This window comes from Mycobacterium lehmannii (assembly GCF_001499925.1).
GTDB classification, from domain to species: domain Bacteria; phylum Actinomycetota; class Actinomycetes; order Mycobacteriales; family Mycobacteriaceae; genus Mycobacterium; species Mycobacterium lehmannii.
This window is the reverse complement of sequence record NZ_LQIR01000023.1, coordinates 59,570-81,721: the sequence shown is the minus strand read 5'-3', so window position 1 is coordinate 81,721 and position 22,152 is coordinate 59,570. Positions and strand designations below refer to the sequence as shown.

At 67.8% G+C, this 22,152-nt stretch carries 22 protein-coding genes and 1 pseudogene; 12 read left to right on the top strand and 11 right to left on the bottom strand.

Annotated features, from left to right (window positions below; genetic code table 11):
• The first annotated feature begins 71 nt into the window (after window positions 1-71).
• From rplU to proB, 4 genes are all read left to right on the top strand, one after another.
• Window positions 72-395 (top strand): 50S ribosomal protein L21, encoded by a 324-nt coding sequence (gene rplU / locus AU192_RS13330; protein WP_064396844.1) that lies wholly within the window; start codon window positions 72-74, stop codon window positions 393-395.
• Window positions 396-473: 78 nt separating this feature from the next.
• Window positions 474-740: a 50S ribosomal protein L27 gene (rpmA, locus tag AU192_RS13325; protein WP_064396842.1), complete on the top strand. Its 267-nt coding sequence runs from the start codon at window positions 474-476 to the stop codon at window positions 738-740.
• A gap of 82 nt (window positions 741-822) precedes the next feature.
• Window positions 823-2,268 (top strand): GTPase ObgE, encoded by a 1,446-nt coding sequence (gene obgE / locus AU192_RS13320; protein WP_064396840.1) that lies wholly within the window; start codon window positions 823-825, stop codon window positions 2,266-2,268.
• Window positions 2,265-3,401 carry a glutamate 5-kinase gene (gene proB, locus AU192_RS13315; protein WP_064396838.1) on the top strand — a complete coding sequence of 379 codons (1,137 nt, stop codon included), beginning with the start codon at window positions 2,265-2,267 and terminating at the stop codon, window positions 3,399-3,401. Before obgE ends, proB begins: the two co-directional genes overlap by 4 nt.
• 9 nt (window positions 3,402-3,410) lie before the next feature.
• On the opposite strand, the gene AU192_RS13310 is transcribed toward proB, so the two are convergent.
• The 5 genes from AU192_RS13310 to AU192_RS13290 all read right to left on the bottom strand — a co-directional run bounded on the left by AU192_RS13310 (window position 3,411) and on the right by AU192_RS13290 (window position 8,362).
• The gene (locus tag AU192_RS13310) at window positions 3,411-4,082 is read right to left on the bottom strand and encodes a hypothetical protein (RefSeq protein WP_094286363.1); all 672 of its coding nucleotides are present in this window, start codon (window positions 4,080-4,082) and stop codon (window positions 3,411-3,413) included.
• The gene (locus AU192_RS13305) at window positions 4,079-4,930 is read right to left on the bottom strand and encodes an NAD-dependent protein deacetylase (protein WP_064396836.1); all 852 of its coding nucleotides are present in this window, start codon (window positions 4,928-4,930) and stop codon (window positions 4,079-4,081) included. The genes AU192_RS13310 and AU192_RS13305 overlap by 4 nt, the downstream gene beginning before the upstream one ends.
• A gap of 116 nt (window positions 4,931-5,046) precedes the next feature.
• Window positions 5,047-5,526 (bottom strand): hypothetical protein, encoded by a 480-nt coding sequence (locus AU192_RS13300; protein ID WP_064396834.1) that lies wholly within the window; start codon window positions 5,524-5,526, stop codon window positions 5,047-5,049.
• On the bottom strand, window positions 5,523-7,865 hold the full coding sequence (locus AU192_RS13295) for a molybdopterin oxidoreductase family protein (protein WP_064396832.1): 2,343 nt from the start codon (window positions 7,863-7,865) through the stop codon (window positions 5,523-5,525). Before AU192_RS13295 ends, AU192_RS13300 begins: the two co-directional genes overlap by 4 nt.
• Window positions 7,862-8,362: a copper chaperone PCu(A)C domain-containing protein gene (locus AU192_RS13290; protein WP_064396830.1), complete on the bottom strand. Its 501-nt coding sequence runs from the start codon at window positions 8,360-8,362 to the stop codon at window positions 7,862-7,864. Before AU192_RS13290 ends, AU192_RS13295 begins: the two co-directional genes overlap by 4 nt.
• Window positions 8,363-8,518: 156 nt before the next feature.
• Between AU192_RS13290 and AU192_RS13285 the strand changes: the two are divergent.
• The 4 genes and pseudogenes from AU192_RS13285 to AU192_RS13270 all read left to right on the top strand — a co-directional run.
• Window positions 8,519-9,016 (top strand): annotated as a pseudogene (locus AU192_RS13285) (DUF421 domain-containing protein); the annotation flags it as partial.
• 75 nt (window positions 9,017-9,091) lie between these two features.
• A complete protein-coding gene (locus AU192_RS13280; protein ID WP_064397385.1) occupies window positions 9,092-9,499 on the top strand; it encodes a four-helix bundle copper-binding protein in 408 nt (135 codons plus the stop codon).
• Between the two features lie 6 nt (window positions 9,500-9,505).
• Complete coding sequence (locus tag AU192_RS13275) at window positions 9,506-10,564, top strand: glucose 1-dehydrogenase (protein ID WP_064396828.1); 1,059 nt, start codon at window positions 9,506-9,508, stop codon at window positions 10,562-10,564.
• A 2-nt stretch (window positions 10,565-10,566) separates the two neighbouring features.
• Window positions 10,567-12,372 carry a glycoside hydrolase family 15 protein gene (locus tag AU192_RS13270; protein WP_064396826.1) on the top strand — a complete coding sequence of 602 codons (1,806 nt, stop codon included), beginning with the start codon at window positions 10,567-10,569 and terminating at the stop codon, window positions 12,370-12,372.
• A gap of 1 nt (window position 12,373) precedes the next feature.
• On the opposite strand, the gene AU192_RS13265 is transcribed toward AU192_RS13270, so the two are convergent.
• The gene (locus tag AU192_RS13265; protein WP_064396824.1) at window positions 12,374-12,913 is read right to left on the bottom strand and encodes a cysteine hydrolase family protein; all 540 of its coding nucleotides are present in this window, start codon (window positions 12,911-12,913) and stop codon (window positions 12,374-12,376) included.
• Between the two features lie 43 nt (window positions 12,914-12,956).
• On the opposite strand from AU192_RS13265, the gene AU192_RS13260 reads away from it, so the two are divergent.
• A complete protein-coding gene (locus tag AU192_RS13260) occupies window positions 12,957-15,011 on the top strand; it encodes an NAD(+) synthase (RefSeq protein WP_064396822.1) in 2,055 nt (684 codons plus the stop codon).
• A gap of 18 nt (window positions 15,012-15,029) precedes the next feature.
• Here AU192_RS13260 and AU192_RS13255 read toward each other — a convergent pair whose 3' ends face one another.
• The 5 genes from AU192_RS13255 to AU192_RS13235 all read right to left on the bottom strand — a co-directional run bounded on the left by AU192_RS13255 (window position 15,030) and on the right by AU192_RS13235 (window position 18,411).
• Window positions 15,030-15,632 carry a methyltransferase family protein gene (locus AU192_RS13255; RefSeq protein WP_064397383.1) on the bottom strand — a complete coding sequence of 201 codons (603 nt, stop codon included), beginning with the start codon at window positions 15,630-15,632 and terminating at the stop codon, window positions 15,030-15,032.
• A 20-nt stretch (window positions 15,633-15,652) separates the two neighbouring features.
• Window positions 15,653-16,264, bottom strand: coding sequence for a cation efflux transmembrane domain-containing protein (locus tag AU192_RS13250; RefSeq protein ID WP_064396820.1), 612 nt, complete (start codon window positions 16,262-16,264; stop codon window positions 15,653-15,655).
• Complete coding sequence (locus AU192_RS13245) at window positions 16,264-16,593, bottom strand: ArsR/SmtB family transcription factor (RefSeq protein ID WP_064396818.1); 330 nt, start codon at window positions 16,591-16,593, stop codon at window positions 16,264-16,266. The genes AU192_RS13250 and AU192_RS13245 overlap by 1 nt, the downstream gene beginning before the upstream one ends.
• Before the next feature lie 94 nt (window positions 16,594-16,687).
• Window positions 16,688-17,524 (bottom strand): enoyl-CoA hydratase/isomerase family protein, encoded by an 837-nt coding sequence (locus AU192_RS13240; protein ID WP_064396816.1) that lies wholly within the window; start codon window positions 17,522-17,524, stop codon window positions 16,688-16,690.
• Window positions 17,521-18,411 carry a ribokinase gene (locus AU192_RS13235; RefSeq protein ID WP_064396814.1) on the bottom strand — a complete coding sequence of 297 codons (891 nt, stop codon included), beginning with the start codon at window positions 18,409-18,411 and terminating at the stop codon, window positions 17,521-17,523. The genes AU192_RS13240 and AU192_RS13235 overlap by 4 nt, the downstream gene beginning before the upstream one ends.
• A 74-nt stretch (window positions 18,412-18,485) precedes the next feature.
• Here AU192_RS13235 and AU192_RS13230 point away from each other — a divergent pair, with 74 nt between their 5' ends.
• From AU192_RS13230 to AU192_RS13220, 3 genes are read left to right on the top strand one after another with little or no spacing between them, the layout of a single operon-like run.
• Entirely contained in the window at window positions 18,486-19,742 is a 1,257-nt protein-coding gene (locus tag AU192_RS13230; protein ID WP_064396812.1) for a glutamate-5-semialdehyde dehydrogenase, read from the top strand.
• 46 nt (window positions 19,743-19,788) lie between these two features.
• Window positions 19,789-20,664, top strand: coding sequence for an AAA family ATPase (locus AU192_RS13225; protein ID WP_064396811.1), 876 nt, complete (start codon window positions 19,789-19,791; stop codon window positions 20,662-20,664).
• 1 nt (window position 20,665) lies between these two features.
• Window positions 20,666-22,114: a vWA domain-containing protein gene (locus tag AU192_RS13220; RefSeq protein ID WP_064396809.1), complete on the top strand. Its 1,449-nt coding sequence runs from the start codon at window positions 20,666-20,668 to the stop codon at window positions 22,112-22,114.
• The last annotated feature ends 38 nt before the right edge of the window (window positions 22,115-22,152 follow it).

Below are 22,152 nucleotides of genomic sequence, written 5' to 3'. Positions count from 1 at the left end.
CAGTCGCAAACCCAGACCAGCGCAGCGGCAAATCGCGCGCGCCCAGTGAACGACGTAGGAGTAGTAAGACGATGGCAGCCGAGAAGGTCACGTACGCAATCGTCAAGACCGGCGGCAAGCAGTACAAGGTTGCCGTCGGCGACGTGGTGAAGGTCGAGAAGCTCGAGTCCGAGCCCGGCGCCAGCGTCTCGTTGCCCGTGGCCCTCGTCGTCGACGGGTCGAAGGTGACCTCCGACGCGAAGTCGCTGGAGAAGGTCGCCGTCACCGGCGAGATCCTCGAGCACACCAAGGGCCCGAAGATCCGCATCCACAAGTTCAAGAACAAGACCGGCTACCACAAGCGGCAGGGACACCGTCAGCAGCTGACCGTCCTCAAGGTCACCGGCATCAAGTGATGAGCCGTCAGGCGAAGGACCGAAAGCAGTGATGAGCCGTCAGGCGAAGAACAGAGAGCACTGAGGGGAACCACAGACATGGCACACAAAAAGGGCGCTTCCAGCTCGCGGAACGGTCGCGACTCCGCCGCACAGCGGCTCGGCGTCAAGCGGTTCGGCGGCCAGATCGTCAAGGCCGGCGAAATCCTGGTACGGCAGCGGGGTACGCATTTCCATCCCGGCACCAACGTCGGCCGCGGAGGTGACGACACTCTGTTCGCCACCGCTCCCGGCGCCGTCGAATTCGGTTCCAAGCGCGGCCGCAAGATCGTCAGCGTCGTTCGACCGGCGCCGCAGGAGGCCTGACTTCCTGCCGCGAATGTGATGCTGCTGCGACTTCCCGGCTGAAGCTGGCAGTAGCTCACACTCGTCACGGAAAGGAAGACCGATGCCTCGCTTCGTCGACCGCGTCGTGATCCACGCGCGAGCCGGCAACGGCGGCAACGGCTGCGCTTCGGTCCACCGCGAGAAGTTCAAACCGCTCGGCGGTCCCGACGGCGGCAACGGCGGTCGCGGGGGCAGCGTGATCCTGGTCGTCGACCCGCAAGTGCACACCCTTCTCGACTTCCACTTCCATCCGCACGTCGTCGCACCGTCCGGCAAGCAGGGCGCGGGCGGCAACCGGGACGGGGCCGCGGGCGCCGACCTCGAGGTCAAGGTTCCCGACGGCACGGTCGTGCTCGACGAGGACGGTCGGCTGCTCGCGGACCTCGTGGGGGCCGGCACCCGCTTCGAAGCGGCCGCCGGTGGCCGCGGCGGCCTGGGCAATGCCGCGCTGGCATCGCGCGCACGTAAGGCTCCCGGCTTCGCGCTGCTGGGGGAGAAGGGTCAGGTCCGCGACCTGACGCTGGAGCTCAAGACCGTTGCCGACGTCGGGCTCGTCGGCTTCCCGTCCGCAGGCAAGTCCTCGCTGGTGTCGGTGATCTCGGCGGCCAAACCGAAGATCGCCGACTATCCGTTCACGACGCTGGCGCCCAACCTCGGCGTGGTGTCCGCGGGCGGCAACACCTTCACCGTCGCCGACGTTCCCGGCCTCATCCCCGGCGCCTCACAGGGGCGCGGGCTGGGACTGGACTTCCTGCGGCACATCGAACGTTGCGCGGTGCTGGTGCACGTGGTCGACTGCGCGACGATGGAGCCCGGACGCGACCCGGTCTCCGATATCGACGCGCTCGAAGCCGAGCTCGCCGCGTACACGCCGACACTGCAGGGCGATTCGACGCTGGGCGACCTCGCCGAGCGTCCGCGTGCGGTGGTGCTGAACAAGATCGACGTGCCCGACGCCCGCGAGCTGGCCGAATTCGTGCGCGAGGAGATCGTGCGCCGCTACGGCTGGCCGGTGTTCGAGGTGTCCACCGTGACCCGGGAAGGGTTGCGGCAGTTGACCTTCGCGTTGTGGGAGATGGTGTCGGCATATCGCGAAGCGCAACCGCCGGTCGTGCCCCGCCGACCCGTCATTCGTCCCGTCCCTGTGGACGAGAGCGGTTTCACCGTCGAGCCGGACGGGCACGGCGGCTTCGTCGTGCATGGTGTCCGGCCCGAACGGTGGGTCGCCCAAACCGATTTCGACAACGACGAGGCCGTCGGCTACCTCGGTGACCGGCTGGCCCGCCTGGGTGTTGAGGATGAGCTGTTGAAGCTGGGCGCGCGGCCCGGATGCGCGGTGACCATCGGTGAGGTCACCTTCGATTGGGAGCCGCAGACACCCGCCGGCGTCGATGTGCCGATGTCGGGCCGCGGCACGGATCAGCGGCTCGAGCAGACCGATCGCGTCGGGGCCGCCGAGCGTAAGGCCGCGCGGCGGGAACGGCGGCGCCCCGGCGGCGAGTCATGACCGCCTCCGCGCGCCCCGATGAGTCGGCGCACCGGGCGGCGGTGCGCACCGCGCGCAGCGTCGTCGTCAAGATCGGCACCACCGCGCTGACCACGCCGACCGGAGTGTTCGACGCCGGCAGGCTTGCGGTGCTGGTCGAGGCCATCGAGAACCGGATGCGGGCGGGCTCAGATGTGGTCATCGTGTCGTCGGGGGCCATCGCGGCGGGCATCGAACCGCTGCGGCTGTCGAGACGGCCCGCCGACCTGGCCACCAAACAGGCCGCCGCCAGCGTCGGCCAGGTGGCCCTGGTCAACGCGTGGAGCGCGGCGTTCGCGCGTTATGAGCGCACCGTCGGACAGGTCCTGCTGACCGCGCACGACATCTCGATGCGAGTCCAGCACACCAACGCCCAGCGCACGCTCGACCGGTTGCGGGCGCTGCACGCGGTGGCGATCGTCAACGAGAACGACACCGTGGCCACCAACGAGATCAGGTTCGGCGACAACGACCGGCTCTCGGCGCTGGTCGCGCACCTGGTCGGCGCCGACGCGCTGATCCTGCTGTCCGACATCGACGGGCTCTACGATTCGGATCCCCGGAGGGCGTGCGAGACAGGCGGGGCGCGCTTCATCGCCGAGGTGGCGCAGCCGGAGGACCTCGACGGCGTGGTGGCCGGCCGAGGTAGCCAACTGGGCACCGGAGGGATGGCGTCGAAGCTGTCATCGGCGTTACTGGCCGCCGACGCCGGGGTGCCGGTGTTGCTGGCCGCGGCCTCGGATGCGGCGACCGCGTTGGCCGACGCGTCCGTCGGCACGGTGTTCGCGCCGCGGCCCGAGCGGATGTCAGCGCGCCGGTTCTGGGTGCGCTACGCCGCCGAGGCCGCGGGCGCGCTGACACTCGACGACGGTGCGGTGCGCGCGGTGCTCACGCAGCGGCGCTCGCTGCTGCCCGCCGGTATCACCGCGGTGTCGGGGCGCTTCTACGGCGGCGACGTCGTCGAGTTGCGGGCGCAGGACGGGACGATGGTCGCGCGCGGCGTCGTCGCCTACGACCGCGGTGAGTTGGCGACGATGTTGGGCCGGTCGACGTCGGATCTGTCACCGGAGCTGCGCCGGCCCGCCGTACACGCCGACGACCTGGTGGCGGTCTAAGCCGTTGCGCTAGTGATCGCCCAGCGATCGGATGCGTGCCGAGATCCCCTCGAACACCGCCTTGATCTGGTCGGCGCGTTCGTCGGCGCTTTCCATCACGTCGTCGTCGGCCGGTTGCACCGTCACGCCGTTGGCCTTCGCGGTCGCCTCGAAACATTCGCGGACCACCGGATCGGCGAGGATCACCGCCGCCAACATTCCCGGTGTGAGCTCGCGAGTGCGCAGCAGGCCGTCGTAGCGCACCTCCGCAGGGATCCGAATCTCCAGTGCGCCGCCTTCGAGTTGCTGCTTGGCCGCGGCCAACAGAAGCGTCAGCGCAGCGCGGGAGACCGCGCCGAGCACCTTGTGCCGGAACGGGAACCACGGCAGCGGCAGCTTGTCGATCTGCTTGTCCACTCCGCCGGTGAACAGGTACTCGATCAGGCTGCGGGTGCGGACCTCTTCGACCTCCGCCCATTCGACGGCGTCCCCGTCGAACTCGACCGCGTCCTCGCTGATGGCCACGCCGCCGAAGTGGTTGAGCTTGCGGACCAGCCACCGGAGTTTGTCGGGTGTGAGCGAGTGCTCGGCGATCACGTCGCCGATGCCCAGTGCCCACCGGCCGGTGACCGGCCCGGGCTCAGGGCGGTGCCGGTCGATCAGCTCGCGGAGCCACGAGGCGTCCTCGGAGGTCTGGGTCACGCCGTCATTCCCGTCGACGTCGCGAGGGCGGGCAGCTCGTCGGCCAACAAGGCCAGCATGGGGGAGCACCCGTTGTCGATCTTGACCGTCGCCAGCGCATCGCCGCGGGTGGGTCCGCGGTTGACGATCGCGATCGGCATACCCGCCGCCGCGGCGTGGCGCACGAACCGGTAACCCGAGTACACCGTCAGCGACGACCCCGCCACGAGTAGCGCATCGGCCGCATCGACCATCAAATAGGCTTGAGCCACACGTTCTTTAGGGACGTTCTCGCCGAAATAGACGATGTCGGGTTTGAGCATCCCGCCGCACTGCGGGCAGTCGACGACGCGGAACGACGTGGTGTCGCCGACGACGGCATCGGCGTCCGGGGCGACCGCGATGCCGCCCACCGACTCGGCGACCCGCTGGGCGAAGCCCGGATTCGCCGCCTCCAGCAGATCGGCCAGGGCGGCGCGGCTCATCGTGTGCGCACAGTCGAGGCAGATCACCTGCGCGTAGGTGCCGTGGAGGTTGACGACGTTGTCGCTGCCCGCCTTGCTGTGCAGCAGGTCGACGTTCTGGGTGATCAGCGCGGACACCACACCCGCGGCCTCGAGCGTGGCGAGGGCCCGATGGCCGGCGTTGGGCAGCGTGGCGTCCATATGACGCCAGCCGAGGTGGTTGCGCGCCCAGTACCGCTGCCGGAACGCGGGGTCGGAGGTGAACTGGCGGATCGTCATGGGATTGCTCGGCGGCGAGTCCGGGCCGCGGTAGTCGGGGATTCCGGAGTCGGTGGACATCCCCGCACCGGTGAGCACGGCGATCCGTCGGTCGCGCAGCAGGCCGACGAGTTCGGGTGCGTCCACCTGGTCGAGGGTAGGCGCATCGTGGAAATTCAGCCTCATCGGTGCTTAGCGGGTTGCTTGCACGCAGCAGGTGCGTGCGATCAACCGGTTTAGCGCTCGGGCGGGCGGTTGGCTCGTCAATTGGCCAATGCCTGCGGCGACAACTCCTTGAGCATCGCGTTCGCCCACCGCATCTGTCGCAGAGCTTGCGGATGGCACCGCTGGGTGAGCTCCAGCAGCCGCTCATCCTTGGCGGCTTGTGCGCCCTGAGCCAGCAGTTCCCAATCGAGCGAAACTCCGGCCGCCAACCGGTGCAGCCGCCTCAGATCCGCCAACAACAGAAGGGCGGGTTCGGGCCGGCGGCCCAGGCGGTCGCTGACCCACTGCTGGGCCGTCTCGGTGACCGCTTTGGTTCGCGGACGCGCGCGCAAGCGGACGCCGTAGTGAGGTCCGATCTGCGCGATCAGTTCGACATGCTCACGCGACCACACGGTGAGGTCGTTCGCGACGTGATGAATGCCGTGGTCGGCGTGGTGGCGCGCGGCGATCGCGTCGAGTGAGCGTGCCAGCCGCAGTTCGGAGCGGTGCAGTTCGCGCAGCGCCAAGCCCAGTTTCATGGTGACTCCGCTCCGGTCGGCGCGACGGCCAGCCGGGCCGCCGCGGTCTTGAAGATCGGCTGTTTGGAGACCGGGTCCCAGTCGGTCAGTGTCAGCTCGTTGGCGGCCCGATCGCACTCGGCGTCCTCGGTGTCCCAGTAGCCGTAGTGGAAGGGCAGGAACAGCACACCGGTGCGGATGTCGGTGATGCGCGCCTTGGCTCGCACGCGACCGCGCGGTGTCTCGATTTCTGCGAGGTCATTTTCGCGGATGCCGAGCCGGTGGGCGTCGGCTTCGGACACCTCGACCCACACCTCCGGAGACGCCGCGGCAAGCTCGGGTACGCGGCCGGTCTTGGTTCTGGTGTGGAACTGGTACACGGTCCTGCCGGTGATCAGCGCGAACGGAAAGTCGTCGTCCGGAGCTTCGTGCGGCGGCAGGTACTCGGCCGCCTTGATGATCGCCTTGCCGTGCGGGTTCATCGCGCGGTACTCGGTCGGCTCCAGCGGCGCGCCGGTGATCAGGTCCTTGCCGTAGGCCTCGCAGTAGTCGGGGTCGGCCCAGAACCGCCCGTCGGAGTAGAGGCGTTCGGTGCCGTCGGGATGATCGTCGTTGCAGGGCCATTGAATCCCAGCGCTGCCGCGCAGCTTGTCGTAACTCAAACCGGTGTAATCGCACGGTCGCCCTGCGCTGCACCGCTGCCACGCGGTGAAGGCCGACTCCGGATCGGTCCACGACGGCAACGGATTGCCGTCGCGGTCGCGGAAATTCATGCGGCGGGCGTAATCGAGGAAGATGTCGAGATCGGGCCGCGCCTGGCCGGGTGGGTCCACCGCTTTCTCCGACAGGTGCACCGTCCGGTCGGTGTTGGTGAACGTCCCGGTCTTCTCCGCCCATGTGGCCGCGGGCAGCACCACATCGGCGAGATCGGTTGTCTCCGTGGGGAAGATGTCCTGAACGACGAGGAACAGCCGTTGCTGGCTCAAGATGCTGCGGATGCGGCGCAGTTCGGGTAGCGACACCGCTGGGTTGGTTGCGCTGACCCACAGCAGGCGCAATGTGCCCTGTTCGGCGTATCGCATCATCTGCATCACATGGGTCGGCGGCGCATAGTGCGGAATCTGCATCATGTCCAGGTTCCACAGGTCGGCCAACTCGCCGATGTGGCTGTCGTTCGACCAGTTTCGGAAACCGGCCAGATCACCGTCGGCGCCGCATTCGCGCGTGTTCTCGGCAGTGGGTTGCCCGTTCATCTGCAACAACCCGCATCCCGGCTTGCCGAGCATGCCGCGCAGGATGTGGATGTTGTTGACCTGCACCGCCGCGGCCGACGCCTGATGAGACTGGTAGAAGCCCTGCAGCACCGTCGACAGCAGCCGTTCCGCGGTGCCCACAAGCCGTGCCGCCGACCGGATGTCGTCGGCGGACACGCCGCAGATCTCGGCGGCGCGCTCGGGCGGAAATTCGGCGACGCGTTTGCGCAACTCCTCGAATCCGACAGCGTGCGCGCGGACGTAGTCGGTGTCGATCCAGTCGTTGAGGACGATCTCGTGCAGCAGGCCGTTCATCAACGCGACATTGGTGCCGGGCAGTGGGGCGAGGTGCACGGTCGCGTGCGCGGCGACGGGCGTCCTGCGCGGATCGACGCACACGACGGCCGGCGGGTCCGGTCCGGCGAGGCGGTCCAAAATCCGCATCCACAGCACGGTTTGGGTCTCGGCGACGTTGTGGCCGTATAGCGCGATGACGTCGGCGTGGTCGATGTCGGTGTAGGAGCCGGGCTGGCCGTCGCAGCCGAACGATTCTTTCAGCGCCTCGGCGGCGGTCGCGGTGCACAGCCGGGTGTTGCCGTCGACGTGGTTGGTGCCGATCGCGCCGTGGGCGATGACACCGAGGGTGTAGTACTCCTCGAGGAACAGCTGACCCGACGTGTAGAAACCGAACGCCGACGGTCCATACCGGTCGAGCAGTCGCTTGCTGTGGCGCACGACCTGATCCATCGCGGTGTCCCAATCACACTCGGTGAGTTCACCGTCGACGCGGATCATCGGTGTGGTCAGTCGATCGCCGGATGCGTTGGCCTGCCACCCGTAGAAGTCCTTGGGGTCGAGTCGACCGTGGTTGACGCGGTCGATTTCGCGGCCGCGGACACCGACGATCCGGCCGTCCTTGACCGCGATGTCGAGCCCGTCACCGTTGGAGTGCAGAATCGAGGCCGACTGCACCCAGCGGTCCACCGATTCTGGTTCCAACCCGTCGGCGAGGAACATGTCGACGCGTTCTGGCCACTGTTCCCCCTTGGCGTAGGGGGTTCGCGCACCCCACGGTTCGGCGATGCGATCCCGCTTGCCGTTGCTCATTGCTGTCTCGGGCAGGCTTCGACGGGAACGGGCATGCTCAGCTCGCCGAACTGTTGGAAGCGGAAGGTCACGTCGACGTTGTAGGCGGGCCGAACGGTTTTGGTGATGCCGTCAAGGGTGACGGTGAGCGGCTGGCCCGGTTCGACTGGTTGACCGGTGGCAAGTGCAGTGCCTGCGGGGATCTCGATCGGAGGGCTCGGTTCGATGCGGGCGGTCTCGGCGGCCGTTGTCGTGATCGCCTCTAGCCGTTCGGTGCCCGCCGGTCGATTGTTGGTGATCGTGAACCGCAACTGTGCGGTGTCGCCGACCTGGATCTCGCACGATCCGGGCAGATAGCGGGGTACGACGAAAGCGTTCTCGACTGTGGTCTCCGACGTCTGCGAACCGGACCCACGGTTGCTCGACTCTCCAGTGGTGAAGCTGCCGCAGCCGGCCAGCAGGAACGTCACGAGCAGGGCCGTCGTGAAGGGAGCGGGCTTGAACCGTTTGATTTCCATCACCGAAGCGGGGCCTACCCGCTGCCCGCGGCGCCAAACGTCGAGCCGATACCCGGTTTGCGCCGGGGCCGCGCGGGTAGGCGTGGAGCGTCCGCAGCGGCCGCCGTTGCGGAACGGGGATGGCCGATGCCTCTGAGTTTGGAAGGACTGACGAACATGTGGTCCGACGGTTGGTCGGATGTCGTGAGGGTGCTGGTGATCGGCGCGGCCGCTTATGCGACGTTGGTTGTGCTGCTACGTCTTTCGGGTAAGCGCACGCTCGCCAAACTCAACGCATTCGACCTCGTGGTCACGGTCGCGGTCGGGTCCACCCTGGCCACCATTCTGCTCAGCTCCGAGGTGTCGTATGTCGAAGGCCTCGCGGCGTTGGCGCTTCTGGTGGCCTTGCAATTCGTTGCGGCGTTGATCTCCTCCCGCGCGCGAGCCGCCCGGATGGCGCTGAAGTCCACCCCGACGCTGCTGGTGTCTCACGGGCGGTTCCGGGACGACGCGCTGCGCCGTCAACGGGTGAGCGCCGACGAGGTGCGCCAGGCGATGCGCTCCTCAGGGTTCGGCGATCTTGCGGGCGTCGCGGCGGTGGTGCTGGAAACCGACGGTTCACTCAGCGTCATCTCGACCGATCAGCGCGGTGACGGATCGGCGATGGTCGATGTCGACGCCGTGCCAACCGTTTCCACGAGACGACCGCGGGTACGCGACCGTCGAACACCGACGACCGAGGAGGATGCCATGAGTGTTGCGGGCAGAATGCTCGAGACCTACCCGCAGGATCTAGGCGGAGTCGACCGCGGAGAGCTGGTGGCGTGCATCGAGGCCTGTCTCGACTGTGCGCAGGCGTGTACCGCGTGTGCGGACGCCTGCCTCAGCGAAGAGTCGGTCGCGCAACTGACCAAGTGCATCCGAACCAACTCCGACTGCGCGGATATCTGTGCGGCGACCGCCCGGGTGCTGTCCCGGCATACCGGCTACGACGCAAACCTCACGGCCGAGGTGCTGCGGTCCTGCGTGACCGCTTGCCGCGCATGCGCCGACGAGTGCGGCCGCCATGCCGAACACCACGACCACTGCCGCATCTGCGCCGACGTATGCCGCCAGTGCGAACGCATGTGCGACGAGCTTCTGACCGCGCTCGGTTGACGCTCGATGCGCGCGCTGACCACCAAACCCGGGCAGGCGGGGTCGCTGCGCGTCGAGACTGTGGCCGATCCGCAGCCGGCGGCCGGCGAACTGCTGGTCGAGGGCATTGCGGTCGGCGTGTGCGGGACCGACAAAGAGATCGCCGCCGGGCAGTACGGCAAGGCACCGCCAAGCCGTGACCGCCTGATCCTGGGGCACGAGTCACTGGGTCGGGTGCTGCAAGCGCCCGACGGCACCGGCTTCGGCATCGGGGATCTGGTGGTCGGCGTGGTGCGACGCCCCGACCCGGTGCCGTGCCCTGCCTGCGCCCACGGCGAATTCGATATGTGCCGCAACGGTCGATACACCGAACGCGGCATCAAGGGAATCGACGGTTACGGCAGCGAAGTATGGTGCGTGGAAACCGATTACGCAGTGACGCTGAACCGCGAACTCGCCGACGTCGGCGTCTTGATGGAGCCCACCACGGTGGTCGCCAAAGCATGGGAACAGGTGCACTCGATCGGGCGGCGGTCGTGGTTCGAACCTGAACGCGTGTTGGTCACGGGGGCCGGGCCCATCGGCCTGCTCGCTGCGCTGCTGGGAGTGCAGCAGGGCCTTGACGTTCATGTGCTCGACCTCGTCACCGACGGGCCCAAACCCGCGCTGGTCGAGTCTCTTGGGGCCACTTATCACCACGATCCCGCCGACGATGTCGCCGACCGGCTTCAGCCAGACATCGTCATCGAGGCCACCGGCGCCAGCCGCGTGGTGTTCGACGTCATGTGCAGCACAGCGCATTACGGCATCGTCTGCCTGACAGGGGTGTCCCCGTCCGGACGCAGACTCGACGTTGACGCCGGCGGTCTCAACCGTGAACTGGTCCTGGAGAACGACGTCGTCGTCGGCTCTGTAAACGCAAACCTGCGGCATTACCGGCAGGCCGCCGAAGCGCTGGCGACCGCCGACCGCGGGTGGCTGGAGCAAATGATCAGCCGCCGGGTACCCCTGCACCGTGCCGAAGACGCTTTCGACACCCGAGACGACGACGTCAAGGTCGTCATCACGCTCGACGGGTCGGCGTGAAAATGGCGGCGATCGAGGACTACGCCTTGCTCGGAGACCTTCAGACGGCCGCGCTCGTGGGCCGCGACGGAGCCATCGACTGGCTGTGCCTACCGCGGTTCGACTCGCCGGCATGTCTGGCCGCACTGCTGCACGACGAAGAAGCCGGCAGTTGGCGGATCGCACCGGCATCCGGCGGACCGGCCACCCGGCGCAGATACCGCGGAGACACGCTGATCCTGGAAAGCGAATGGGACACGCCGGAGGGGACTGTCCGCGTGGTGGACTGCATGCCCCCGCGCGGCACCGAACCCGATGTGGTGCGCGTCGTCGAGGGAGTGTCCGGTCGCGTGCCCATGCGCATGGTGTTGCGGCTGCGCTTCGATTACGGCCACATCGTGCCGTGGGTGCGCCGCGAGGGTGCCGACCTCGCTGCCGTCGCCGGACCCGACGCAATCTGGCTGCGCACGCCGGCGCCGATACGCGGCGAGGATCTCTCCACGGTCGCCGAGTTCGACGTCGCCGCCGGTGAGCGGATCCCGTTCGTGCTCACCTACGCGCCGTCACACCTGCCCCGACCCGCGCCCGTCGACCCGGACACCGCCATCGCGGAGGCTGAAAGGTTCTGGACCGAATGGATCTCGCGGTGCCGCTACCGAGGCAGGTGGGACAGCGAGGTCCGCCGGGCGCTGGTGATACTCAAAGCTCTGACGTATGCGCCGACGGGCGGCATCGTGGCGGCGGCCACGACGTCGCTGCCCGAACAACTCGGCGGCTCACGCAACTGGGATTACCGCTTCTGCTGGCTCCGCGACGCGGCCTTCACGTTGCAAGCGCTCCTAGGCACCGGGTTCGTCGCCGAGGCCAGGGCCTGGCGGGAATGGCTCGTGCGAGCTGTGGCAGGCGATCCGTCGAAACTGCAGATCATGTACGGGCTCGACGGCAGCCGCAGGCTCTACGAGCAGGAGCTGCCGTGGTTGTCGGGTTATGAGGGGTCCGCCCCTGTGCGAATCGGCAACGCCGCGGCCGGCCAGTTCCAACTCGACGTGTGGGGCGAGGTACTCGACGGACTGCATCTGGCCCGCGACGCCGGCATGACGACCGACGACACGGCCTGGGATGTGCAGCGCGCCTTGCTCGACTATCTCGAGGGTCATTGGCGCGACCCCGACAACAGCCTGTGGGAAGTTCGCGGTCCCAGGCGCCATTTCGTGCACTCGAAGGTGATGGCATGGGCGGGTGTCGACCGAGCAGTGAAGACGGTCGACCACCACGGGCTACCCGGACCGGTGGATCGGTGGCGTGCCCTGCGCGACGAGATTCACGCCGAGGTGTGCGCCAACGGCTACGACACCGACCGCAACACCTTCACCCAGTATTACGGGTCCGATGCGGTCGATGCCGCGCTGCTGCTGATCCCGCGGGTCGGCTTCCTACCCTGGAACGATCCCCGCGTACGAGGCACCGTCGACGCGGTGCAGGCGCGCTTGACGACCGATGGACTCCTGCTGCGGTACCGCACCGAGCACGGTGTCGACGGGTTGCCCGGCCACGAGGGCGCGTTCCTCGCGTGCTCCTTCTGGCTCGCCGACGCCTTGCACGGGCTAGGCCGCACCGCCGAGGCGACCGCACTGTTCGAACGCCTGCTTGGCCTGCGCAACGATGTCGGTTTGCTCAGTGAGGAATTCGACACCACGATCCGCAGGCACGTGGGGAACACGCCGCAGGCGTTCAGCATGGTCGGGCTGATCAACACCGCCCGTGAACTGACCGGCGCCAGGACCGAGACATCGGCGCGCGGCTTCGAGCAGGACCTCGCGTCCGCCTGAATTACTGCAAACACTTTGCCGCGGGCGTGATCTCGGCGCTCATATTGCTTTTCATCATGGTCAGTGCCGCGTCGCTGAGTTCCGGGTCGATGTGGGCTACGGCGTCCGGTGGCACGACGACGGGGAAGTGCCGGACATAGGCGTCCAGCGCGGTGTAGAGGATGCATTGCTCGGTGACCTGACCGGTGAGGATGACCCGCTCGGGTTTCAACTGCCCCAGCAGGTATGCCAGCGCCGTGGCGTAGAAGGCGCTGTGACGCACCTTCGTCATCAGGCGGCAGCCCTTCTGCGGGACGATCGGCTCGACCAGGTCGGGGCGTTCGCCCTGCAGCGCCGACTGCACGATGTCGCTGAACTCGGCGGTGAAATCGCCGTAGTTGTCGTTGACGTAGATGAGGTCGACATCGTCGCGGTCACGGGCCTCGGCGACGAGCGCCGCAAGGGGATCGATGATCTCGGCGACGTGGGGGATCAGCTTCTCGGCGTCGGGATGGCGGTAGGTGTTCATCATGTCGATGACCAGCACTGCGGTGTCACTCATGGGGACTTGCATACCCCGTTCCGTTTTCGGGCAACAATGAGGCATGGATTTCTACTCGGCGTACCGGCACGGCTTCGTCCGCGTCGCCGCATGCACGCACCACACGACGCTCGCCGATCCGCGGGCCAATGCCGAGTCGGTGCTGCGGATGGCGCGCGCCTGCCACGACGACAACGTCGCGCTCGCGGTCTTTCCGGAGCTGACGCTGTCGGGATATTCCATCGAGGACATCGTGATGCAGGACGCGCTGCTGGATGCGGTCGAGGACGCGGTGCTCGACATCGTCGTCGCCTCCGCCGACCTGATGCCCGTCCTCGTGATCGGAGCTCCGCTGCGCTATCGGCACAGGATCTACAACACGGCCATCGTGATCCACCGCGGCCGCGTGCTCGGCGTCGCGCCCAAGTCCTACCTGCCGACGTATCGGGAGTTCTACGAGCGCAGGCAGATGGCACCCGGCGACGACGTGCGCGGCGCGATCCGAATGGGCCGCGGAGGTGAGTGGGCCGACGTGCCGTTCGGGCCCGACTTGTTGTTCACCGCGACCGACGTCCCCGGGTTCGTATTGCACGTCGAGATCTGCGAGGACATGTTCGTGCCGATCCCGCCGAGCGCGTCGGCGGCACTGGCCGGCGCGACGGTGCTGGCGAACCTGTCCGGAAGCCCGATAACGATCGGACGCTCCGAAGACCGCTGCCTGCTGGCCCGCTCGGCGTCGGCGCGCTGCCTGGCCGCCTATGTGTACGCCGCGGCGGGCGAGGGCGAGTCGACGACCGACCTGGCCTGGGACGGGCAGACGATGATCTGGGAGAACGGCGAATGCCTCGCGCAATCCGAGCGCTTCCCAAAGGGTGAACGCCGATCCGTCGCCGACGTCGATCTGGAATTGCTGCGATCCGAACGCATCCGGATGGGCACCTTCGACGACAACCGCAGACACCACGCGGCATCGACCGACACCTACCGGCGGGTGGAGTTCCAGCTCGATCCGCCGACCGGCGACGTCGGATTGCTTCGCCACATCGAGCGTTTCCCGTTCGTGCCGTCGGATCCCGAACGGCTGGAACAGGATTGCTATGAGGCCTACAGCATCCAGGTGGCCGGGCTCGAACAGCGCCTGCGCGCGCTGAACTTCCCCAAGATCGTGCTCGGTGTGTCCGGAGGTCTGGACTCGACGCACGCCCTGATCGTCGCCGCCCGGGCGATGGATCGCGAACAGCGCCCCCGCAGCGACATTCTCGCGTTCACCATGCCCGGATTCGCGACTGGCGAGCGCACCAAGGGCAACGCCGAGCGGTTGGCCGAGGCGCTGGGGGTGACGTTCACCGAACTCGACATCAGCTCCACAGCGGAGTTGATGCTGACCAACATCGACCACCCGTTCGGCCGCGGGGAGAAGGTCTACGACGTCACGTTCGAGAACGTGCAGGCCGGGCTGCGCACCGATTACCTGTTCCGCCTTGCCAACCAGCGCGGAGGCATCGTGTTGGGCACCGGCGACCTGTCGGAACTCGCGCTGGGGTGGTCGACGTACGGCGTGGGCGACCAGATGTCGCACTACAACGTCAACGGCGGTGTTCCGAAGACGTTGATCCAGCACCTGATTCGCTGGGTGATCTCCTCCAAAGAGTTCGACGACAGGGTCAACGAGGTGTTGCAGTCGGTGCTCGACACCGAGATCTCGCCCGAGCTGGTGCCCGCGGGTGAGGACGAGGAGATCCAGAGCAGCGAGTCCAAGGTCGGACCCTATGTACTGCAGGACTTTTCGCTGTTCCAGGTGCTGCGCTTCGGGTTCCGGCCCTCAAAGGTGGCGTTTCTGGCCTGGCACGCATGGAGCGATCCGCAGCGCGGCGAGTGGCCGACCGGATACCCCGAGTCGAAGCGGCCGTCGTACTCGCTCAAGGAGATCCGGCACTGGCTGCAGGTGTTTGCCCAGCGCTACTACTCGTTCGCCCAGTTCAAGCGGTCGGCCGTGCCGAATGGGCCCAAGGTGTCACACGGCGGATCGCTCTCGCCGCGGGGCGACTGGCGGGCGCCGTCGGACATGTCCGCACGCACCTGGCTCGACGAGATCGAGCGCGAAATCCCTGAGGAGTGACTTCGGGTTCGTCGCGTGCTACCGGTGTCCCACGCCGGGAAGGAATCGACCGACGGTTGCAAGGTAGTCGCGGTAGTCGTCGCCGTGCACGGTGAGTAGGTACGGTTCTTCGACGACACGGACCTGTGTCTGGATCGTCGTGACCAGCAGTACGAACCCGATCACCGCGACGGGATTCGGTGTGATCAGGGCGATTCCGAAGCCGAACACCATCATCGCGGTGAAGATCGGATTGCGCACCCATCCGAACACGCCGCGGCGCACCAACGTCGTCTTCTCACTGGCGTCGACCCCGATGCGCCACGAGTCGCCCATGTCGACCTGTGCGTAAAGCGTTGCGGCGATGCCCGCCACCGCGATCGCGATGCCGGCGATGTTCACCCAGGTCCGATCCAGCGGCGCCAGCGGAGCGACGATGCCGGCCAGTTGCAGGATCGGCGCGAACACCGCGGCACCCATCGAGACGACGAACCCCACGCCGGCGAACCACTCGAGTGACAACGGCCGGCCGCTGATACCACGAAAACCCGTCGACCCGGTGCGGCGTTTCTGTTGCCAACTGCGCCAACCGAATCCGAGCATGGCGAACACCACGAACAAGGCGATGGCGACGATCGGCATGCTCACTCCTTTCTCGACGCTCACCCGCAGCAAGGGTCCCCGCGCCAGGCCTCGACCCCTTCGCGGACCGCGATCACCGCGATCCCGAGCGCGGCGACCGGGTCGGCCCACGACCAGCCGAACAGGCCGTTGAGAACCAAGCCCGCCAGCACGATCGCCGACAGGTAGGCGCACAGCAGTGTCTGTTTGGAGTCGGCGACCGCAGACGTGGACCCGAATTCGCGACCGGCCCGCCGTTGCGCCAACGACAGCACCGGCATGATCACCAGGCTCAGTGCGGCCAGCACGATGCCGACGACCGACGGTGCGGCCTCACCTCGGCCGGTCAGCGTCAGCACCGCGTCGGCGGCGACGTACGCGGCGAGTGCGAAGAACGAGAACGCGATGAATCGCAGCGCGGCCTTTTCCCGCGTTTCGGGATCGCGTGCGGAGAACTGCCATGCGACGGCTGCTGCGGAGGACACCTCGACGACCGAATCCAGGCCGAAACCCACCAGCGCCGACGACGACACCCGGGCGCCCTCGGCCAGCGCGATGATCGCCTCGATGACGTTGTAGGTGATCGTGGCCGCCACGAGCCAGCGGATCCGGCGCGCCAGGACCGTGCGTCGGGTGTCGCTCGGGGTGGCCATCAGCAGCAGGCGTCGTCGGCGGCGGCTGGGCAGCAGGCCGGATCGACCTCGAGCACCAGACCGACCAGGTCGTCGAGCGCGTGTGCGATGCGCTCATCGGCGAGTTCGTAGCGGTTGCGCCGGCCCTCGGGCTGCGCGGTCACCAGACCGCAGCCCCGCAGACACGCCAGGTGGTTGGACAGGATCTGGCGGGAGACGCCGATCTTGTCGGCCAGCTCCGACGGATATCCGGGCCCGTCGCGCAGGATCAACAGGATCTCGGCGCGGGTCGGATCCGACAGAGCGCAACCGAACCGCGACAGCGCATCGCTGCGAGTGACCGTCTGCATGACGCAGACAGTACATCATCAGCTGAACTATTTCCTTGCGATTTCGGTGTAGTTGGTTGCGGTCAGCGCCACCAACTACACCCAAATCGCGACCCTAGAGGCGGCCGTCGATGCGCAGGTCCGGGTGCACCCAGTTCGGCGACCGTCGCTCCTTGAAGGCCATGAAGCCCTCGATGGACTCGGGCGCGCCCAGGCTGGCCTGCATACCGATGCGGTCGTAGAGGCCGATGTAGTTGTCCAGGCTGGACTTGACGACGGTTCGAGCCGCGGGCGCAGTCCGACAGCACTGGGCAAGGACCTCGCGAGCGGCCTCCGCCAGCTCGTCGTGGGGCACCACGCGCGCCACCATGCCCCAGTCGTGTGCCTCGGCGGCGGTCAACGTGCGCCCGGTGAACATCAGGTCGCGGGTGCGCACCGGCCCGATCAGCCGGGCCAACATGTGGCTGTAGTACGTGTCGGCGATCCCGCGGTACAACTCGGGCACCCGGAACGTGGCCCGCTCGCTGACCACGGCGATGTCGGCGCACAGCGCGATCTGCAGCCCACCGCCCTGGCACAACCCGTTCACCGCCGCGACGACGGGTTTGGCGGACTGACGCAGCGTGTCGAACGGCAACGCGTCCATCCCCAGCGCAGGCCCGAACGTCATCCAGTTGTCGGCACCGCCCCCACCCATGTCCCCGCCGGGTGCGAAGACGTCGCCGGTACCCGTGATCAGCAGTCCGGCGAGATCAGGGTCGCTCTCGACATGCTTGACCGCGTACTTGATGCCGAAGTACATCGCGGGGGTCATCGCGTTGCGGGCCTCCGGCCGGTCGAGCCGGCACACCCCGAACGCGCCCTCGCGGGTGAACTTCAGGAACGGGGTGCCGAGCCAGTCGCCCTCGGGCGGCCGCGGGGCGTCGGTGGTGCTCGGCTGGGTGGTCGTCATAGCTGCCTTTCTGTTGCTCTGTTGGACACAGCGTCGTCGATGGCTTCGGCATAGGGCGCGCAGTCACCGGCTCCCGGTACGAGCGTCGACAGGGCCGCCGCGGCGCAGGCGCGGCGCAGGGCGACTTCGTGGCCCTCGAGCCAGTGCGCGGCGAGCACACCGGCGAACACGTCACCCGCGCCGGTGGTGTCGACCGCGCGCACCGCGGGGGAAGGCACGCTGAAGCGTTCGCCGTCACCGAGGTAGCTCGCCCCGCGCGCCCCGCGGGTGATCACGAGGTGGGGGACCGGCCAGTGCCACGCGCCCGCCTCGGTTTCGTTGACCACGACCACATCGGCCAGCTCGGACAAGGCGAGCAGATCGTGCGGTCGGGCCCCGGCCGGCGAGGCGTTGACGATGACGGCCGCGCCTGCGGAGGACGCCACCTGCGCGGCGGCGATCGCGGTCGCGATCGGGATCTCCAGCTGCAGCAACACCACGTCGCTGTCGGAGATGACGGCGCGGACCTCGGCGGAGTCCACGCTCAGCGCGCCGTTGGCGCCCGGGGCGACCACGATCGTGTTCTCCGCCGACGAGTCCACGGTGATCACGGCCGACCCGCTCGGCCCCGCAACGGTGACGACGCCGTCGAGTGCGACGCCGTTGGCGGCCAGGTGGTGGCGCAACATCTCCGCCGACCCGTCGTCTCCGAGCGCGGCGACCAGTCGCACGGTCGCGCCTGCCCTGGCCGCCGCGACGGCCTGGTTGCCGCCCTTGCCGCCCGGGGCCATCGACAGACCCGACGCCAGCACGGTCTGGCCCGGGCGGGGCAGGGTGCGCACGGTGAAAGTCAGATCAGCGTTGACACTGCCGACCACGCATACCCGGCTGCAGTCCCGCGGCGCCATGGCTCCCAACGCTAATGCAGGGCCCCTGCCTGACACGTGTCGAACGTCCGAACCTCGTTCGATACCCTGGATAAATGAGTGTGGAGGCACCCGTCGGCGCTGTCGGCGCCGATCTGCGCCAGCAGGTGCACGACGCCGCCCGCCGGGCTCGCCTGGCGGCACGCGCGCTGGCCACCCTGAGTTCGGAAACCAAGAACCGTGCGTTGAACACCGCCGCCGACCACGTGCTGATGTCGGCGGGCCAGATTCTCGAGGCCAACGAGCGCGATCTTGACGTCGCCCGTGCCGCAGGCACGCCCGAGGCGATGCTCGATCGGCTCGCATTGAACCCGAAACGGATCGACGGCATCGCCGACGGGTTGCGTCAGGTGTCTCGGTTGCCCGATCCGCTCGGTGAGGTGTTGCAGGGCCGCACGCTGCCCAACGGCTTGCGGCTGCGCCAGGTGCGCGTACCGCTCGGCGTCGTGGGAATCGTCTACGAAGGCCGGCCCAACGTGACGGTCGACGCGTTCGGGTTGACACTCAAATCCGGCAACGCGGTGCTGCTGCGCGGTAGCTCGTCGGCGGCCAACTCCAACGCCGCACTGGTCAACGCGCTGCGGGCCGCACTGGCCACCGAACTGCTCGAAGTGGACGCCGTGCAGTTGCTGCCCAGCGCCGACCGTGCCAGCGTGACGCATCTGATCCAGGCCCGCGGGCTCGTCGACGTCGTCATCCCCCGCGGCGGTGCGGGTCTCATCGACGCGGTCGTCCGTGACGCGACCGTGCCGACGATCGAGACTGGTGTCGGCAATTGCCATGTGTACGTGCATGAATCGGCCGACCTAGACGTCGCCGAACGAATCCTGCTCAACGCCAAGACCCGTCGACCCAGCGTCTGCAACGCGGCCGAGTCGGTTCTGATCGACGCCGCCATCGTCGACCGTGCGTTGCCGCGGCTGACCGAGGCGCTGCGACACGCCGGTGTGACGGTGCACGACGACCCGTCAGACGACGAGTTGCGCGCCGAGTTCTTGTCGATGGACATCGCGGTGGCGGTGGTCGACGGTGTCGACGCCGCGATCGCCCACATCAACGAATACGGCACCGGACACACCGAAGCCATCGTCGCCACCGATCTTGCTGCCGCGCAACGCTTCACCGAACGCGTCGATGCCGCCGCGGTGATGGTGAACGCATCGACGGCGTTCACCGACGGCGAGCAGTTCGGGTTCGGCGCCGAGATCGGCATCTCCACCCAGAAGCTGCACGCCCGCGGACCCATGGGTCTGCCCGAACTGACCTCGACCAAATGGATTGTGTGGGGCGACGGTCACACTCGCCCCGCCTGAACAGGAGAACGATGAGCGCTTGCGCGAAGAGAATCGAACCCCGCCCGTGAGCGTCCCCGCGCGCCCAGCGCCGCTCTTCGCTGACATCGAAGATGTCGGCAGGCGGCTCGCCGAAACCGGCTATCTTCCCGACACCGCAACCGCCACAGCGGTTTTCCTGGCCGATCGGTTGGGCAAGCCGTTGTTGGTGGAAGGGCCCGCCGGGGTCGGCAAGACCGAGCTGGCCCGCGCCGTCGCGCAGTCGACGGGATCGGGTCTGGTGCGGCTGCAGTGCTACGAGGGCGTCGACGAGGCCCGCGCCCTCTACGAGTGGAACCACGCCAAGCAGATCCTGCGGATCCAGGCGGGGTCCGGCGACTGGGACGCCACGCGCGACGACGTGTTCAGCGAGGAGTTCCTGCTCTCGCGTCCGCTGCTGACCGCGATCCGGCGCACCGAGCCGACGGTGCTACTGATCGACGAAACCGACAAGGCCGACATCGAGATCGAAGGCCTGCTGCTGGAGGTGCTCTCGGACTTCGCGGTGACCGTGCCGGAGTTGGGCACCATCACCGCCGAGCGGCGGCCGTTCGTCGTGCTGACCTCCAACGCCACGCGGGAGCTGTCCGAGGCGCTCAAACGTCGCTGCCTGTTCCTGCACATCGACTTCCCCGATCCCGACCTGGAACGCCGGATCCTGCTGTCGCGGGTGCCCGAGTTGCCCGAGCGGATCGCCGACGAACTGGTCAAGATCATCGGTGTGTTGCGGGGGATGCAGCTCAAGAAGCTTCCGTCGGTGGCCGAGACGATCGACTGGGCCCGCACGATCTTGGCCCTGGGCCTGGACACCATCGACGATGCGACGATCGCGGCCACCCTCGGGGTGGTGCTCAAACATCAGTCGGATCAGATCAAGGCGTCCGGCGAGCTGAGGCTCAACTGACATGGCCGTCCGCCGGACCCGACCGCCGCAGCCGCTGGCACCGCACGGCCTGCCCGGTCATCTCGTCGGGTTCGTCGAAGCGCTACGGGCACAAGGTATTTCGGTTGGACCGTCGGAGACTGTAGACGCCGGACGGGTGCTCTCGGTGCTGGGACTTGGCGACCGCGATGCGTTGCGCGAAGGCATCGCGTGCGCAGTGCTGCGCCGCCCCGACCACCGCGACACCTACGACGCGATGTTCGACCTGTGGTTCCCCGCCGCACTGGGCGCCAGGACGATCCTGGTCGAGGATGACGACGACACCGACGCCGAGGAGCCGGGTCTGCCGCCCGAAGACGTCGAGGCGATGCGCGCGGCGCTGCTGGACATGCTGGCCGAAAACCAGGACCTGGCCAACCTCGACGAGCGGATGGCCGCGATGATCGCCCAGATCGTCGAGGCCTACGGCCGGTACAACTCCAGTCGGGGCCCGTCGTACTCGTCGTATCAGGCGCTCAAGGCGATGAATCTGGACGACCTCGAGGGCCGGCTGCTGGCCGGTCTGCTGGCGCCCTACGGCGACGAGCCGACACCGACGCAAGAGCAGATCGCCAAAGCGCTTGCCGCGCAACGCATCAACCAGCTGCGCAAGATGGTGGAGGGCGAGACCAAACGGCGCACCGCCGAGCAGCTCGGCCGCGACCACGTGCAGATGTACGGGGTGCCGCAGCTCGCCGAGAACGTCGAGTTCCTGCGCGCCTCCGGGGATCAGCTGCGTCAGATGCGCCGGGTGGTCCAACCGCTGGCCCGCACGCTGGCGACCCGGCTGGCCGCGCGGCGACGACGGTCGCGCGCCGGTGAGATCGACCTGCGCAAGACGCTGCGCAAATCGATGTCGACGGGCGGGGTGCCGATCGACGTCGTGCTGAAGAAACCCCATCCGGCGCGGCCCGAGCTGGTCGTGTTGTGCGACGTGTCCGGTTCGGTCGCCGGCTTCAGCCACTTCACGCTGCTGCTGGTGCACGCGCTGCGCCAGCAGTTCAGTCGGGTTCGCGTCTTTGCTTTCATCGACACCACCGACGAGGTCACCGAACTGTTCGGGCCCGACGCCGACCTGGCGGTCGCCGTGCAGCGGATCACCCGCGAGGCCGGGGTGTACACCCGCGACGGGCACTCCGACTACGGGCATGCGTTCGTGTCGTTCATGGACCGATGGCCCAACGCGCTGTCACCCCGCAGCGCACTGCTGATCCTGGGCGACGGCCGCAACAACTACCGCAACCCCGAGATCGAGCTGCTCGCACACATGGTCAACTCGAGCAGGCACGCGCACTGGCTGAACCCCGAACCGCGACACCTGTGGGGCAGCGGCGACTCAGCGGTGCCGCGCTACCAAGACGTCATCACCATGCACGAATGCCGCTCGGCCAAGCAGCTCGCCACGGTGATCGACCAGCTGCTACCGGTCTGACTTGTTCCGCGAAATTGCGTTCCAGCAGAGAAAGTGCG

Excerpts from the sequence above, each read along its gene's own strand:
- AU192_RS13250 (WP_064396820.1), bottom strand. The coding sequence starts at position 16,264 with ATGGCCACCCCGAGCGACACCCGACGCACGGTCCTGGCGCGCCGGATC.
- AU192_RS13270 (WP_064396826.1), top strand. The coding sequence starts at position 10,567 with ATGGCGGCGATCGAGGACTACGCCTTGCTCGGAGACCTTCAGACGGCC.
- AU192_RS13235 (WP_064396814.1), bottom strand. The coding sequence starts at position 18,411 with ATGGCGCCGCGGGACTGCAGCCGGGTATGCGTGGTCGGCAGTGTCAAC.
- AU192_RS13240 (WP_064396816.1), bottom strand. The coding sequence starts at position 17,524 with ATGACGACCACCCAGCCGAGCACCACCGACGCCCCGCGGCCGCCCGAG.
- AU192_RS13295 (WP_064396832.1), bottom strand. The coding sequence starts at position 7,865 with ATGAGCAACGGCAAGCGGGATCGCATCGCCGAACCGTGGGGTGCGCGA.
- AU192_RS13280 (WP_064397385.1), top strand. The coding sequence starts at position 9,092 with ATGAGTGTTGCGGGCAGAATGCTCGAGACCTACCCGCAGGATCTAGGC.
- rplU (WP_064396844.1), top strand. The coding sequence starts at position 72 with ATGGCAGCCGAGAAGGTCACGTACGCAATCGTCAAGACCGGCGGCAAG.
- AU192_RS13245 (WP_064396818.1), bottom strand. The coding sequence starts at position 16,593 with ATGCAGACGGTCACTCGCAGCGATGCGCTGTCGCGGTTCGGTTGCGCT.
- rpmA (WP_064396842.1), top strand. The coding sequence starts at position 474 with ATGGCACACAAAAAGGGCGCTTCCAGCTCGCGGAACGGTCGCGACTCC.
- AU192_RS13230 (WP_064396812.1), top strand. The coding sequence starts at position 18,486 with ATGAGTGTGGAGGCACCCGTCGGCGCTGTCGGCGCCGATCTGCGCCAG.
- AU192_RS13260 (WP_064396822.1), top strand. The coding sequence starts at position 12,957 with ATGGATTTCTACTCGGCGTACCGGCACGGCTTCGTCCGCGTCGCCGCA.
- proB (WP_064396838.1), top strand. The coding sequence starts at position 2,265 with ATGACCGCCTCCGCGCGCCCCGATGAGTCGGCGCACCGGGCGGCGGTG.
- obgE (WP_064396840.1), top strand. The coding sequence starts at position 823 with ATGCCTCGCTTCGTCGACCGCGTCGTGATCCACGCGCGAGCCGGCAAC.
- AU192_RS13275 (WP_064396828.1), top strand. The coding sequence starts at position 9,506 with ATGCGCGCGCTGACCACCAAACCCGGGCAGGCGGGGTCGCTGCGCGTC.
- AU192_RS13290 (WP_064396830.1), bottom strand. The coding sequence starts at position 8,362 with ATGGAAATCAAACGGTTCAAGCCCGCTCCCTTCACGACGGCCCTGCTC.
- AU192_RS13265 (WP_064396824.1), bottom strand. The coding sequence starts at position 12,913 with ATGAGTGACACCGCAGTGCTGGTCATCGACATGATGAACACCTACCGC.
- AU192_RS13255 (WP_064397383.1), bottom strand. The coding sequence starts at position 15,632 with ATGCCGATCGTCGCCATCGCCTTGTTCGTGGTGTTCGCCATGCTCGGA.
- AU192_RS13220 (WP_064396809.1), top strand. The coding sequence starts at position 20,666 with ATGGCCGTCCGCCGGACCCGACCGCCGCAGCCGCTGGCACCGCACGGC.
- AU192_RS13300 (WP_064396834.1), bottom strand. The coding sequence starts at position 5,526 with ATGAAACTGGGCTTGGCGCTGCGCGAACTGCACCGCTCCGAACTGCGG.